At 64.0% G+C, this 15268-nt stretch carries 11 protein-coding genes; 2 read left to right on the top strand and 9 right to left on the bottom strand.

Annotated features, from left to right (window positions below; all coding sequences use genetic code 11):
• Positions 1 to 291: 291 nt before the first annotated feature.
• The 4 genes from IAE39_RS18605 to mdlC all read right to left on the bottom strand — a co-directional run bounded on the left by IAE39_RS18605 (position 292) and on the right by mdlC (position 6131).
• Complete coding sequence (locus tag IAE39_RS18605) at positions 292 to 1545, bottom strand: OprD family porin (protein ID WP_201205233.1); 1254 nt, start codon at positions 1543 to 1545, stop codon at positions 292 to 294.
• Positions 1546 to 1663: 118 nt separating this feature from the next.
• Positions 1664 to 3139, bottom strand: coding sequence for an aldehyde dehydrogenase family protein (locus tag IAE39_RS18600; RefSeq protein ID WP_201205232.1), 1476 nt, complete (start codon positions 3137 to 3139; stop codon positions 1664 to 1666).
• 14 nt (positions 3140 to 3153) lie between these two features.
• Positions 3154 to 4494 (bottom strand): MFS transporter, encoded by a 1341-nt coding sequence (locus IAE39_RS18595; protein ID WP_201205230.1) that lies wholly within the window; start codon positions 4492 to 4494, stop codon positions 3154 to 3156.
• A gap of 50 nt (positions 4495 to 4544) precedes the next feature.
• On the bottom strand, positions 4545 to 6131 hold the full coding sequence (mdlC, locus tag IAE39_RS18590; protein ID WP_201205228.1) for a benzoylformate decarboxylase: 1587 nt from the start codon (positions 6129 to 6131) through the stop codon (positions 4545 to 4547).
• Between the two features lie 117 nt (positions 6132 to 6248).
• On the opposite strand from mdlC, the gene IAE39_RS18585 reads away from it, so the two are divergent.
• Positions 6249 to 7145, top strand: coding sequence for a LysR family transcriptional regulator (locus IAE39_RS18585; RefSeq protein WP_201205226.1), 897 nt, complete (start codon positions 6249 to 6251; stop codon positions 7143 to 7145).
• On the opposite strand, the gene IAE39_RS18580 is transcribed toward IAE39_RS18585, so the two are convergent.
• Positions 7142 to 8473 carry an MFS transporter gene (locus IAE39_RS18580; protein WP_201205224.1) on the bottom strand — a complete coding sequence of 444 codons (1332 nt, stop codon included), beginning with the start codon at positions 8471 to 8473 and terminating at the stop codon, positions 7142 to 7144. The two genes, IAE39_RS18585 and IAE39_RS18580, sit on opposite strands and share 4 nt — an antisense overlap.
• A 563-nt stretch (positions 8474 to 9036) precedes the next feature.
• Here IAE39_RS18580 and mrdA point away from each other — a divergent pair.
• On the top strand, positions 9037 to 10932 hold the full coding sequence (mrdA, locus tag IAE39_RS18575) for a penicillin-binding protein 2 (protein ID WP_201205222.1): 1896 nt from the start codon (positions 9037 to 9039) through the stop codon (positions 10930 to 10932).
• 31 nt (positions 10933 to 10963) lie between these two features.
• Here the strand turns inward: mrdA and IAE39_RS18570 are convergent, their stop codons facing one another.
• From IAE39_RS18570 to IAE39_RS18555, 4 genes are all read right to left on the bottom strand, one after another.
• Positions 10964 to 12337, bottom strand: a complete 1374-nt coding sequence (locus tag IAE39_RS18570) for an amino acid permease (protein ID WP_201205220.1) — start codon at positions 12335 to 12337, stop codon at positions 10964 to 10966.
• A gap of 196 nt (positions 12338 to 12533) precedes the next feature.
• Positions 12534 to 13250 (bottom strand): ABC transporter ATP-binding protein, encoded by a 717-nt coding sequence (locus IAE39_RS18565; protein ID WP_201205218.1) that lies wholly within the window; start codon positions 13248 to 13250, stop codon positions 12534 to 12536.
• A complete protein-coding gene (locus tag IAE39_RS18560) occupies positions 13247 to 14020 on the bottom strand; it encodes an ABC transporter ATP-binding protein (protein WP_201205216.1) in 774 nt (257 codons plus the stop codon). The genes IAE39_RS18565 and IAE39_RS18560 overlap by 4 nt, the downstream gene beginning before the upstream one ends.
• Positions 14017 to 15261 carry an ABC transporter permease subunit gene (locus IAE39_RS18555; RefSeq protein ID WP_201205214.1) on the bottom strand — a complete coding sequence of 415 codons (1245 nt, stop codon included), beginning with the start codon at positions 15259 to 15261 and terminating at the stop codon, positions 14017 to 14019. The genes IAE39_RS18560 and IAE39_RS18555 overlap by 4 nt, the downstream gene beginning before the upstream one ends.
• Between the last annotated feature and the right edge of the window lie 7 nt (positions 15262 to 15268).

Below are 15268 nucleotides of genomic sequence, written 5' to 3'. Positions count from 1 at the left end.
TGATCGGGGGTGCATGCACATCAGCGGCTCGGCTCCGGCCGTCGTAGGAGCTGGTTTACCCGCGAAAGGGCCGGACCTGCCGGCCTATTTCTACCGACCATTTACCGTTGCAGCCGCCACCCTGTTCGCGGGTGAACCCGCTCCTACATTGATCGGGGGTGCATACGCATCAACGGCTCGGCACCGGCAGTCGTAGGAGCGGGTTTACCCGCGAAAGGGCCGGACCTGCCGGCCATTCACCGTCGCAGCCACCACCGCATTCGCGGCGGTACAACGCCTCGATGAACCCGCTCACAACGTCAGCGGATAGCTGACAATCAACCGTGTCTGGTCAAAGTCGCTGTTGAAGCTGCGCCGGTTGGTTGCGTTGTTGAGCCGGATGTTGAGGTTCTTCAACGCCCCGCTCTGGAAGGTGTAGTTGACCTCGGTGTCGCGCTCCCACTCCTTGCCATTGCTGCCCGCCGCCGTGGTGGCGTTCTCGCCATGCCCGTAACGCACCATGGCCAGCAGGCCCGGCACGCCCAGCGCAGCAAAGTTGTAGTCGTAACGCACTTGCCACGAGCGTTCGTCGGCGTTGCTGAAGTTGCCGTTGAACATGTCATTACCCAAGGTCCGGCCGCTACTGCCATATACCGACATCCACGGGCTGTCGCCACTGACCTTTTGCAACCCCAGGTACAGCGTGTGGCCACTGTGCGCGGCCGACAGCAAGGCGTAACCGGTGCGGCTCTGGATATCACCAATGCGTGCCTGGCCATCATCCCGGTCAATGAAGTAGCCAAGGTTGGCGCCCAGCGTCCACTCCCCTACCCGCTCGCTGTGCTGCAGGTTGAAATAGCTTTGCTGATAGATGTCCTCCAACTGCGAATGCCAGGCGCCAATCAGCGTGCGCTGCTGATTGAAACGGTACTCGGCACCGGCATAGCTGAAACCGTCCGAAGTCACCCCCGGGGCAGCCCAGGCAGACAGGTCCTGCATGTCGGACGAGTTGCGCAGGCTCACCTCGCGATACTGTCCAGCCTGCAGGCTCAAGCCTTCGATCTCCCGCGAATCGAGCATCGCGCCGCGGAAGGTTTGCGGCAGCAGGCGGCCATCGTCGTAGCGCAGCAGCGGAATGTCCGGCAGCAGTTCACCCACCTTCAACTCGGTGGCTGATATGCGCAGTTTCGCCGCAAGCCCGGCGCGCCCGTAGTCGTCAGCTGCACGGCCGTCATCATGCACCGGCAGTAGTTCGGAGCCGCTGGTACCGCGGCCACTGTCCAGCTTCACGCCGAACATGGCGATACCGTCCAGGCCAAAACCGATCAGCCCCGGGGTGTAGCCTGAGCTGAACTTGAAGATAAAGCCCTGGGCCCATTCCTCAACCTTGCTCTTGGCCGCCCCGGGATCGCGGAAATCGCGGTTGAAATAGTAGTTGCGCAGCGTCAGCCCGGCCTTGGCATCTTCAAAGAAGCCCCCCTCTTCGGCCCAGGCCGGCAACCCCAGGCCCAGCGTCAGCGAAACCGCCAGGGCCGAACGGGCCAGTGTGCAGGTGGTGTGCATCATTATTATTGTTCTCCAGTTTTCTTGGGCGCAGCCGCCCCCCGCAGGCTGCCCGGAGCCCGTGGTAAAGAAGCTGCATGAATGCCCGGCCAGGCCGGGCGCTACTCAGTGACTCAATGCATCAGAACGGGTACTGGCGCGGCACGTGCTGCACGCTGACCCAGTGATCACGGGTGAACTCATCGATGGCCCAGTCGCCATTGAAGCGGCCCAGCCCCGAGTTTTTCTCGCCGCCAAACGGCGCGTTGGCTTCGTCATTCACGGGGATATCGTTGATGTGGCTCATGCCCGCGCGCACCTGGCGGGCGAAGCGCACCGCGCGCTCAAGGTTGCGGCTGAACACCGCACTGGAAAGCCCGAACTCGCTGGCGTTGGCCAGCTGCAGCGCATGGGCTTCGTCACGCGCACGCAACAGGCCCACCAACGGGCCGAAGATTTCGTTGCGCGCAAGGTCCATGTCGACGGTGACCTCGCCATACACATGCGGGGCCAGCAGGTTGCCGTTGACGCCCCCCTCGTACAGCGGCTCGGCACCTTCGTCGCGCGCCAGGTTGATCTTGTCCAGCAGGCCTTGCAATTGCCGGCCATTGATTACCGGGCCGATCACGGTGGCCGCCGAATCAGGATCCCCCACCGTCAGCGCCCTGACCCGTGCAACGAACCGCTCGGCGAACGCGTCATAGAGGCTGTCGTCAACGATAACCCGGTTCACCGCCATGCAGATCTGGCCCTGGTGCAGGAACTTGCCGAACACTGCCGCGTTGACTGCCTGTTCAAGGTCGGCGTCGTCCAGCACCACGAACGGGCTGTTGCCGCCCAGCTCCAGCGCGACATGCTTGAGGTGTTCGCCACCGCTGGCGATGCGGCCGATACCACGCCCGACCGGGGTGGAGCCGGTGAAGGTGATCAGCGCTGGCAGCGGGTGCTCGACGAAGGCATCACCAATCTCGCTGCCCGCACCGACTACCACGCTGAGCACCCCGGCCGGCAGCCCGGCCTCTTCGAAAATGCGCGCCAGCAGCAGACCACCGCACACCGGGGTATCGCTGGCGGGCTTGACCACCACGGCATTGCCCAATGCCAGTGCAGGGGCAATGGAGCGCTGGGTCAGGTGCAGCGGGAAGTTCCACGGGCTGATGACCCCGACCACGCCCAGGGCGCTGCGGTACACGCGGCTTTCCTTGCCCGGCACGTTGGACTCGACGATGCGCCCGTGTACCCGCGACGGGAACGAGGCCGACTCCAGCGCAATCGCCCGCGCCGCGCCCCACTCCAGTTGGGCCTTGAGCCGGGTACTGCCGGACTCGCGGATGATCCAGTCGATGATTTCGTCGCGGCGCCGGTCAAAGATCGCCACCACTTCGTACAGCACCGCTGCACGCGCGGCCGGCCCCAGGGCGGCCCAGTGCAACTGGGCGCGGGCCGCTTCGTGGTAGGCGGCATCGAGGTCGGCACGGCTGGCCTGTTGAATCTGCAACAACAATTCATCGTTGTACGGGTTGTGCACGTTCAGGGTCTTGCCGGCGCTGCCGGCACGCCACTGGCCGGCAAGCGGCTGCAGCTGAAGGTCTTGATAACGAGGGCTATGGGCAGACATGCAAGGCTCCTTGTTCAGCAGGTAGGTTTGTTGGCAGTTTCAGGCTCACTGGCCTGTTGAGGGGCACGCACCTGGATGAAGGCGATGGCCAACGCGCCGATCACCCCAGGCAGGGCGAAGGCGAGGAAGTTCTGCTGGATCGGCAGCTGCATCGACAGCAGGCTGCCACCCAGCATCGGCCCGGCGATGGCGCCCAGGCGGCCGATGCCGGCGGCCCAGCCCACCCCGGTAGAGCGGATGTGCGCCGGGTAGGCAATCGAGGCGTAGGCGTGGATCACCGCCAGGGTGCCGATGGTGGTGGCACCGGCAATCAGCAGCAGCAGGTTCAATAGCAGCGGCCCAGGGTTGAGCCCCAGTGCCGCCAGCGACACCGCTGCAAGCACGAAGAACAACGCCAGCGTGCGCTGCACGCCCAGGCGGTCGGCGAGCCAGCCGCCAAACAGCGCACCGACTGTGGCGCCAACGTTCAGCGTTACCAGGAACGCCAGGCTTGAACCCAGGGCATAGCCGCCCTGCGCCATCAGCTTGGGCAGCCAGGTATTGAGGCCGTAGCTCATCAGCATGCACATGGCGAACGCCACCCACAGCAACACGGTGGCCAGGGCCTGGCCACGGCCGAACAACTGCGCCAGGCGAGCCTTGTCTTGCGGCTGGCCGCTGCCAGCCAAGCGCAGTTCAGTACCCGGGCGAAACGCCGGGTCAACCTTGAGCAGCAACTGCTCCAACTCGGCACGGCGCCCCTTCAGTTCAAGGAACGCCGCCGACTCTGGCAGGTAGCGCAGCATGAACGGCACCGCCAGCACCGGCAGCACAGCCACGTAGAACACTGCCTGCCAGCCCCATTGGGGGATCACCACGATCGCCAGCAAGGCCGACAGTACAGCGCCGACGGAGTAGAAACTGGACATCACGGTAATCATGGTGCTGCGCCGCCCTTGCGGGGCGAACTCGCTGATCAGGTTGACGGCGCTGGGCACCAGCGCGCCCAGTGCCAGCCCGGTCACCAGGCGGCAGGCGCCAAGTTCCAGCGGGGTGCGCGCATGGCCGGTCATGAACGCCGCCAGGCTGGCCAGCAAGGCGGTGAGGATGATCAGTTTGCGCCGGCCGAAGCGGTCGGCCAGTGGCGCCAGCAAGGTACCGCCGAACAGCATGCCGAACAGCGCGCAGCTGCCGAGCGTGCCGGCTTCGATGGCGCTCAGTTGCCATTCCTGCATCAGGCGTGGCACCACCGAGCCATAGATCACCATGTCATAGCCGTCGAACAGCATGATGAAACAGCCCCACAGCAGAATCAGCAGATGCGTACGATTGAAGGGTGCAGCATCGATCACTTCACTTACGGAAGTCGTCTTCATAGCCACCTCGGTTCTTGTTTTTGTTGGGTGTCGCCTGGTGTGGGTCGGGTTCAGGGCTCGATGGTCTGGGTCGGCACTTCGATCAGTACCGGCCGGTCGCTCTCCAGCGCTTCACGCAGCGCCTGGGCGAATGCACGGCCGGTCGCCGCATGTACCGCCTGCACGCCATAGCCACGGGCGATCGCGCAGAAGTCCAGGCCCGGCACATCCAGCCCCGGCGCGTCGTTCACATCCAGCACATCGGCGAACCAGCGCAATGCGCCGTAGGTGCCGTTCTTGAGGATGATGAATACCACCGGGATGTTGTATTGCGCGGCTGTCCACAGCGCAGTGATGCCGTAGTTGGCCGAGCCGTCACCGATAACAGCGATCACCCGGCGCGCGGGCGACGCCAGCTGCACACCCACCGCGGCCGGCAAGCCGAAGCCCAGGCCACCGGCGGCCGGGAAGAAATAGCTGCCTGGCTCACGCATTTCCACGCGGCGCCAGAACGCGCCAACGGTTGAGGTGGACTCCTTGACGTAGATGGCGTCCTTGGGAGCCAGGTTATTCAGCAGGTCGAACACCGTTTCCGGGCGCAGCAGGCCACCGTCGTCGGCCACTGCTTCGGCAGCCGGCAAGGCGGCCGGCATTGGTCTGGCGCTCTGAGGTACAGCATCCAGCACAGCCGCGAGGGTAAGCGCGATATCGCCGACCAGGGCGTCGCCCATGGGTGCACGCGCCGCCTCGCCCGGGTCGCAGGTCAGGTGCAGCAGTTCGCAGTCGGCCGGCAGGTAGTTGCCCGGGGCGAACTGGTGGTAACGGAACACCGGGGCGCCCACTACCAGGATCAGGTCGTGCCCGGCCAGGTTGTGGCTGATGCCGGCAATGGCCGCCGGCAATACCCCGCGGAAACACGCATGCCGCGTGGGGAACGGGCAACGCGATGCCGACGGCGCAACCCAGGCCGGCATGCGCAGCTTTTCTGCCAGTTGCACGGCCAGGCCATTGGCGCCACTGCCATCGACATCCGGGCCCAATACCAGCACCGGGTTGCGCGCGGCCGCCAGGCGCTGGCACAGCTGCTGCAACTGCGCCGGCGACGGCAGCCCGGCACTGCTGACCTGGCGGCGCGCCAAGTGCTCGACGCCGGCCGGGGCTTCACAGGCCCAGTCGTCATAGGGGATCGACACGTACACCGGCCCGCGCGGCGCCAGGCTGGCGGTGTGAATCGCCTGGCTAAGGGCGCGCGGCACGTCCTGCGCCGTAGCGGGCTCGTGGCTCCACTTGACCAGCGGCTTGGGCAACTGTGCGGCGTCGACATTGGCCAGCATCGCCTCCACCCCGATCATCGAGCGCACTTGCTGGCCGGCGGTGATCACCAATGGGCTGTGCGAATACCAGGCATTGGTCAGGGCGCCCATGCCGTTACCGGTACCGGCGGCCGCGTGCAGGTTGACGAAGGTCGGTTGGCCGCTGGCCAGCGCGTAACCGTCGGCCATGCCGACCACGGCGCCTTCGTGCAGGCCGAGGATGTAGCGGAAGTCTTCCGGGAAACCCTTGAGGAACGGCAGTTCGTTGGAACCCGGGTTACCGAAGATGGTGGTCAGGCCATGCTGGCGGAGGATGTCGTAGGTGGCGCCGTGAACAGTTTTCATAAAGCCCCTTGAAGCTTGTTTTTGGATTTCGAGTTACTTTTGCAGCCACCGCCAGATTGATCAAATTGATACTATCTTTACCAAAAATAAAACCTATCTATGTGAAGACAGCGCCCCATGAGCCACATCGACCTCAACCTGATCCGCACCTTCGTCACCCTTTACGAGGCCCGCAGCGTCACCTTGGCCGCCGAGCGGCTGTTCGTAACCCAGCCGTCGGTCAGCTATGGCCTGGCGCGCCTGCGCGAACTGTTCGACGACGCCCTGTTCAGCCGCACCCGTGACGGTATCCAGCCCACCTTTGTTGCCGACCAGCTGTACAGCACCCTGCGCGACGCACTGACACGCATTGAGGGCGCCGTGCAAAGCACCCGCCAGTTCGACCCCGCCACCACCGAGCGCAGGTTCCGCATTGCCCTTTCCGACCTTGGCGAAATGGGCTTCTTGCCGCTGATCCTGGCGCGCCTGAACCGCGACGCCCCACGCGCCGAAGTCGAGGTATTGCCACTGCAGGTCGACCAGGTGGGCGACTGGCTGGCCAGCGGCAAGATCGACGCCGCCATCTGCCGCCCGCCGGTGCCGGGCACCCGCAGCCAGGTGTTGCTGCGCGAGCGCTATGTGTGCCTGCTCAGCTGCGACCACCCACGCATCGGCACTGAACTGAGCCTTGAGCAGTTCATTGCCGAGCGGCATATCAGCGTTACCCGTACCACCGGCCACGGCAGTGTCGAAGACGTGCTCAACAGCATGCAGCTGCAGCGGCGCACCAGCCTGCAGGTGCCGCACTTCTCGGTATTGCCGAAGATCATCCCCGGCACCGACCTGCTCGCCGTGCTGCCGGCACAGATCGCCCGGCTGTTCATGCAGGACGGTGGTTTGCGCATGCTCGAGCTGCCGTTCCAGGTGGCCGAGTTCAATGTCTCGCTGAACTGGCACCCCAACAGCGACAACTCCGCCGCCCTGCAATGGTTCTGCGCCACGGTCGCCGAGGCGATCATCGACGGCCAGGCTTAGGCGTCGGCCATTACCGGCCGCACCTGGCTGGCTGCCGGCCGCAGCAACAGCAGGCAGCCCGCCGCCAGCACGAACACGCTGGCGAACACCCCGTACAGGTGCAACGGCTGCCAGCCGCCATCGAGCAGCACTCCGGCCACGGTCGGCGACAGGATGGCGCCCATGCGGCCGATGCCGATGCCCCAACCCACCCCGGTGGCGCGCACGGAGGCGTCGTAGACCACCGGCGACAAGGCGTACAGCCCGGCCACGCATCCGTTTGAGAACAGCCCGATCAGCAACCCCAGTGCCAACGCCGCACTGACCGAAGCGCCATTGGCCACGAACAGCACCAGCAGTGCTGCGGTAATGAGCATGAACAGCGCCAGCACGCGGGTCAGTGGCCAGCGCGAGGCCAGGCCGCCGATCAGCGCCGCGCCAAGGATGCCGCCAACGCTCAACAACACCCCGCCGGTAATGCCCTGCTGCGCCGACAGGCCGGCGGCCACCAGCAGTTTCGGTGTCCAGCTCATGACGAAGTAGAAGCCGAACATGACCAGGAAGAACAGCAGCCAGATCACCAGCGTGGTGCGGCGCATGGCCGGTGTCAGCAACTGTTTGAAGCCACTGGCTGTGCCCTGCGCCGCGACCGTCAATGCTGGCAATTGGGCCAGTGCCGGCTGACCGAGGCGTGCCGCCAGGCGGTTGATGCGGGCCAGGGTATTGGCAGGCCGACGTGCCAGCAGGAAGTCCAGCGACTCGGGTAACCACAACAGCACCAGCGGGATCACCAGTACGGTGACGATGCCGCCAAACAGGAACACCGAGCGCCAGCCCCAATGCCCGAGCAGCCACACCGCCAGCAAACCACCCAAGGTTGCGCCCAAGGCATAGCCGGTGGATTGCAGGCTGACGGCCAGGCCGCGCCAGCGCTTGCTGGCGTACTCGCTGGCAATCACGTTGCTGCTGGCCAGGATGCCACCGATGCCCAGCCCGGTCAGGCCACGCAGCAGTGCCAGTTGCAGCGGGCTCTGGCTCAGCGCCGAAAGCAGCATGCCGATGCCGGACAGCGCCAGGCACAACAGGATCAACGGGCGGCGGCCAAAGCGGTCGGCCCATGGCGCTATGAACAGCGACCCGGCCGCCATGCCGAACAGGCCGGCGCTGAGCAGCAAGCCCACCTGTGCCCCGTTCAAGCCCCATTCGGCAGACACCGAGGCCGCCGTGAAGGCCATGACCAACACGTCGAAGCCGTCGATCATGTTGAGGATGATGCAGATACCAATGGCCAGGCACTGGAAGCGGCCCATCGGGTCGTTGTCCAGGCGTTGTTTGAGATCGGTATTCATGGGGTCACCTGCCGGTTTACAGGTGAGAGAACAGATGCGTACACGCAGGCAAAGCGCAAGAAACCCTGACGGTTCCATACCCTTGGAAAGCCATTCATGACTGGACCCTTTTTGTAATTGTTGTCGCATACGGCGGGAGGGCTCCGGCCGTTGTCAGGCGCTAATCAACCAGATAATGGATCCACAAACAATCACTGCGACTTCAGGCGAAATGGGTTCTGCTCGGCATAATGCCATTATCTCTTTAAAAAATTAGATATTTATTGATGTTTTTCAACATCTTATGAATTTATGGAAAGGATCATTTCACGTTCGATTATCGAACACGATTTATTTATGGATCCACAAAATAACAAAAACACACCCCTCAACCGTTCACGAGCGTGTCAGCCATGAACAAATCTTCATGTTTCTCGCCAGCGCCCTGATCACGGGGCGCACAGCCCATACCCAGCCGCAGCCGGTCGGCACCCGGCTTGAGGCTGCGGGAGGTGTTGCGTAGCATCCCCCGCCCATTCGCGCGCCCGCACGGCCAACGCGAAAGCCGTAGAAAAGAGCCCCCGATGCCGCAACCAATCCCCCTCAAGGACCACGAAAAGGAAAAACACCTGGTCAACCGCCGGCTTCTGGCCTGCGCCGCCCTGGTGTTCAGCCTGTGTGCCGTGCTGGTGGGCCGGCTCTATGTGCTGCAGGTGCTGCAGCACGACCAGCAGACTGCCGTGTCGGAAAACAACCGCGTGCACGTGCTACCCATCGCCCCCGAGCGCGGGCTGATCTATGACCGCAATGGCGTGGTGCTGGCCGACAACAAGCCCAGCTTCGACCTGACCATGACCCGCGAGCGCGCCGGCGGCGACTCGGCCAAGGTGCTCGACACCCTGGCTCAGGTACTGAGCCTGAGCGAGGACGACCGCAAGCAGTTCGACAAGGACCTGCGCCGCGGCCGCAAACCGTTCGAGCCGGTGACCCTGATGGTCGGCCTGAGTGAAGAGCAGATTGCCCTGGTGGCGGTCAACCAGTTCCGCCTTCCGGGCCTGGAGGTGGAGCCGCAGTTCATCCGCGAATACCCGATGGCCGAGCATTTCGCCCACTCGGTGGGCTATGTGGGGCGCATCAACGAGAAAGAAGCCAAGGTGCTCGACAGCACCGAATACCGGGGCACCCAGTCGATCGGCAAGACTGGCATCGAGCACTTCTACGAAAGCCAGCTGCATGGCCACGTAGGCTACGAAGAGGTCGAGACCAACGCCCAGGGCCGGGTGATGCGCGTGCTCAACCACAAGGCCCCGACCCCGGGGCAGGACATCGTGCTGACCCTGGACGCCCACTTGCAAGTGGCCGCTGAAAAGGCCCTGGGCGACCGCCGCGGCTCGGTGGTGGTACTGGACCCGGCCAATGGCGACGTGCTGGCAATGGTCAGCAACCCGAGCTTCGACCCCAACCTGTTCGTCAAGGGCATCAGCTTCAAGCAATACGCTGCGCTGCGCGACTCCATCGACCGCCCGCTGTTCAACCGCGTGCTGCGCGGCCTGTACGCGCCCGGCTCGACGGTGAAGCCGGAAGTGGCCATCGCCGGCCTCGACAGCGGCGTGATCACCCCTGGCAGCCGGGTATTCGACCCGGGTTACTATGAATTGCCCAACTACGACCACAAGTACCGCAACTGGAACCGCAGCGGTGATGGCTGGGTGGACATGTACACCGCCATCATGCGGTCCAACGACACCTACTTCTACGACCTGGCGCACAAGCTGGGCATCGACCGCCTGCACGATTACATGGCCGAGTTCGGGCTGGGCCAGAAGGTGTCGCTGGACATGTTCGAAGAGGCTGCCGGGCTGATGCCTTCAGCCCAGTGGAAACGTGCTACCCGGCGCCAGGCCTGGTTCCCGGGCGAGACGCTGATCCTTGGCATTGGCCAGGGCTACATGCAGGTCACTCCCTTGCAGTTGGCGCAGGCCACCAGCCTGCTGGCAAGCAAGGGCGTATGGCACCGCCCGCACCTGGCCATGACCGTGGGCGGCGATACGCCGGTCGACCCCAACCCGATGCCCGACATCGTGCTGCATGACAAACGCGCCTGGGACCAGGTCAACCAGGGCATGCAGATGGTCATGCACGACCCGCGCGGCATCGCCCGCGCGGCGGCGGCCGGTGCGCAGTACCGGATTGCCGGCAAGAGCGGTACCGCACAGGTGGTGGCGATCAAGCAGGGCGAACGCTACAACCGCAACAAGACCCTGGAGCGCCACCGGGACAACGCCCTGTTCGTCGGCTTTGCCCCGGCTGACCACCCCAGTGTGGTGGTGGCGGTGATGATCGAGAACGGCGAGGCCGGTGGCCGGGTGGCAGGGCCGGTGGTGCGTGAGGTGATGGATGCTTACCTGCTGGATGAACAAGGGCATCTGAAGCCGGAGTTTGCGGGTGGGGTGCCTGCTCGTAACGTGCCGCACACTTGAAATCCTGGGGCCGCTTCGCGCCCCAAGAAACTCAATCCCCGTACACCGCCTTCCCCGCCATCCCCAATCGCCGCCGGGTCACGCACACCAGCAGGATGAACACCGTCACCCCCGCAGTCATCAGCGCTTCGTACCGATAGGCATCACTGACCAGCATGTAGCCCAGCACCAGCACAATGGCGCCAATCACCAGCCAGGTCAGCCACGGGAACAACCACATCCTGAACGCAAGTTCGACGCCCTGCCGTTCGGCACGCGCGCGCATGCGCAACTGCGAAACCGCAATCACCAGGTACACCAGCAAGGCAATGGAGCCTGTGGTCGACAGCAGGAAGCTGAACACCTTGCCGGGGAACACATAGTTCACCAGGCAACCGGCAAACCCCGCCAATGTCGACAACAGCACCGCCGCCACCGGCACCCCGTTGCGCGACACGCCCTTCACCAGCGGCAGCGCCTCACCGCGCGCACCCAGCGAATAGAGCATGCGCGAAGCCGTGTACAGGCCCGAGTTCATGCAACTGGTGACCGCCACCAACACCACCAGGTCGACCACAAGCTTGGCACCCGGCACATTGAGCACCTCCAGTACCCGCTGGAACGAACCGGCCGTCTGCAAGGCGGGGTCGTTCCAGGGCACCAGCGCCACCACCAGAAACACCGAAAGCAGGTAGAAGACCGCAATGCGGTACACCACAAGGTTGGTGGCGCGGCGGATTTTTTCCTTCGGGTTGGCGGTTTCGCCCGCTGCAATGGTGACCACCTCGGCACCAAAGAAGCAGAAAATGGTGATCAGCACACCACCAAGCACCGCGCCCCAGCCATTGGGAACAAACCCGCCGTTGACCCACAACTGGCTGACGCCCGACACGTTCGCCAGCGGCCAGGCACCGAACACCGCCATGCCACCCACGGCAATGAAGGCGGCGATGGCCACAACCTTGACCAAGGCGAACCAGAATTCGAACTCACCGAAGTTTTTCACGCTGACCAGGTTGCTGCATGCCAGCAGCGCCATGATCAGGAACGCGAACAGCCACGAAGGCACGGCCGGGAACCACGCGTGGAGGATATCCGCGCCGGCGATGGCCTCGACCGGAATGATCAGCACCCAGAACCACCAGTACAGCCAGCCAATGGTAAAACCAGCCCAAGGCCCGATGGCTTCGCCGGCATAGGTGGAAAAGGAGCCGCTGTTGGGGTTGGCCACAGCCATTTCACCGAGCATGCGCATGACCAGCAGCACCAGCAGGCCGGTCATGGCGTAGGAGATGAGGATGGCCGGGCCAGCCGAGGCGATGGCCTTGGAGGAACCGATGAACAGGCCGGCACCGATGATACCGGCGATGGAGATCATGGAAACCTGACGCGAGGTCAGGCCGTGTTGCAGGGATACGTGCGACATCGTTGAACCTTTGGGGAGCCGGCCGGGGGCATGAATCAGGTATGGCTTGCGGGCCTCTTCGCGGGTGAACCCGCTCCCACAAGTGCCGCACAGGCTCCAGGGGCCGTGAAGTTTCTGTGGGAGCGGGTTCACCCGCGAAGAGGCCGGTAAAGCAAACACACAGCCCCGGGCAGACCCTCTTGTCATTGTGAATGGATCATTCGCCCAGGTAGGCCTTTCTGACCTGATCGTCATGCAGCAAAGTCTGGGCGCAGCCTTCCAGGCTGATGCGCCCGCCGTCGATCACATAGGCACGCTGGCAGGTCTGCAGCGCCAGCCGGGCGTTCTGCTCGACCAGCAACAGCGTCACCCCGCCCTTGACCACCTCGACTATGGTTTCGAAAATCTTCTGCACGATGATCGGTGCCAACCCCATGGATGGCTCATCGAGTAACAACAGCTTGGGCCGCCCCATCAACGCCCGGGAAATGGCCAGCATCTGCTGCTCGCCACCCGACATGGTGCCGGCCAACTGGAAGGCGCGTTCCTTCAGGCGCGGGAAGATGCCGTACATGCGTTCGATGTCGGCCGCGATGGCGTCCTTGCCGTCGCGCCGGCTGAAAGCACCCATTTCAAGGTTTTCGTGCACCGTCAGCTTGGGGAAAATGCCGCGCCCTTCCGGCACCAGCGCCAGGCCTTCACGGATCAGGTCGTGGCCCTTGATCGCCGCATGCGCCTTGCCGTCGAAGGTGATGCTGCCGGCGCTGGGTTTCAGCAGCCCGGCCAAGGTCTTCAAGGTCGTGGTCTTGCCAGCGCCGTTGGCGCCGATCAGCGCCACCATCTCGCCCTCGCCCACTGTCAGGTCGATGCCCTTGATGGCCTGGATGGCACCGTAGCTGACCTTCAGGTCGCTCACTTGCAGGATGCTCTTCATGCCACCGCCTCCGCACCGAGGTAAGCCTCGATCACTCGTGGGTCCTTGCGCACGTCGGCTGGCAGGCCGTCGGCGATCTTGCGGCCAAACTCCAGCACTGTGATGTGATCGCATAGCCCCATGACCAGCTTCACGTCGTGCTCGATCAGTAGCACCGTCTTGCCGTCGGCCTGCATCTTGCACATCAACTGGCGCAGGCCTTCGGTTTCCGAGGCATTCATGCCCGCCGCCGGCTCGTCGAGGGCAATCAGTTTGGGCTCGGTAGCCAGCGCCCGGGCGATTTCGAGGCGACGCTGGTCGCCGTAGGACAGGCTTCTGGCCAACTCGCCAGCCAAGTGGCCGATGCCAACGTAGTTCAGCCAGTAACGTGCAGCCTGGCGGATTTCCCGCTCTTCACGCACACAGGCCGGGGTGCGCAGAATCGCGCCGAACACTCCGCTGCGGGTGCGCACGTGCCGGCCAACCATCACGTTTTCCAGTGCGGTCATGTTGTGAAACAGGCGGATGTTCTGGAACGTGCGGGAAATGCCCGCCTCCACCACTTTGTACGGCTTGCTGATACGCAATGGCTTGCCGTCGAACATCACCCGCCCCTGCTCTGCCCGGTACAGCCCGGTGAGCACGTTGAACAAGGTTGTCTTGCCGGCGCCATTGGGGCCCAGCAGGCCGCGGATTTCGCCGCGGCGAATGCTCAGGTCGATGCCGTGCAGGGCCTGCAGGCCGCCGAAGAACTTGCTGACCTGATGCAGTTCGAGAAGGATATCGCTCATGCCTTGTCCGCCTCTTTGATCGGGAGTAAGGATGCTTCGCTGGCTGGGGCATGCACGGCGGTAGTGAGCGCCGCAGGTGCCGGCTGCGGTTCAGGGTCGCCATCGTGCAACTCGGCACGGCGGCGATCAGATGGCCACAGGCCCTCGGGACGGAAGCGCATGACCAGGATCAGGGCCAGGCCAAACACCAGCATGCGCAGGGTCGAGGCGTCCAGCACGTTGCGCAGGATGTCGCGGCTGATGAACGTGACGTTGTCCATCACCCACGGCTGTATCCAGTTGACCAGGTCGCGGAACAGCTCGGGCATCACCGACAGGATCAGCGCTCCCAGCACCACGCCACGGATCGAACCCATGCCGCCGAGCACCACCATGGCCAGGACCATGATCGACTCCATCAGGGTGAACGACTCGGGGCTGACAAAGCCCTGGTAGCTGGAGAACAGCACGCCAGACACGCCACCAAACGTGGCGCCCATGGCGAACGCCAGCAGCTTGAGGTTGCGCTTGTTCAGGCCCATGGCCTCGGCTGCCACTTCATCTTCGCGCAGGGCCATCCAGGCACGGCCGATGCGCGACACCTCCAGGCGCTTGGACAGCACGATGCAGAGGATGACGATAAACAGGAAGAACAGGTAGTAGCTGATCACCGGCGACACCTGCAGGCCAAACAGGCTCCAGCTTTGCTGCAGCGAAAGCACCGGCGTTGCGCCTGCGCCAGGCGCGTGCGCCCATGGCCCGAAATCGACGTGCAGCGGGGCGATGTTGCTGATGCCCTGTGGACCGTTGGTAAGGTTTACCGGCTGGTCCAGGTTGTTCATGAAGATGCGGATGATCTCACCGAAACCGAGGGTGACGATCGCCAGGTAGTCGCCGCGCAGCTTGAGCACCGGCGCACCGATCAGCACCCCGCAGATGGCGGCAGCTATCGCCGCCAGCGGAATGATCACCCACACCGGCCAGTCCGGCACACTGTTCAGCAACCCCGCCAGTTGCAGGTGTGGCGAAGCGAGCAAGGCATACAGGTAGGCGCCAATGGCATAGAAGCCGATGTAGCCCATGTCGAGCAGGCCGGCGTAACCGATAACGATGTTCAGGCCCAGCGCCAGCAGCACGTAGAGCATGGCAAAGCCAAGGATGCGCACCCAGGTCGGGCCGAGCATGGGGATGGCCTCGACCAGGAACGGCAAGGCAATGAAACCGAGGATCAGCAGCAGGTACTGGCTCTTGAGGTTCTTCATGGCTGGC

The sequence above is a fragment of the Pseudomonas sp. S37 genome, from assembly GCF_016658545.1.
Lineage (GTDB): Bacteria > Pseudomonadota > Gammaproteobacteria > Pseudomonadales > Pseudomonadaceae > Aquipseudomonas.
The sequence above is the reverse complement of the archived record's forward strand: the minus strand, read 5'-3'. Positions and strand labels throughout refer to the sequence as shown.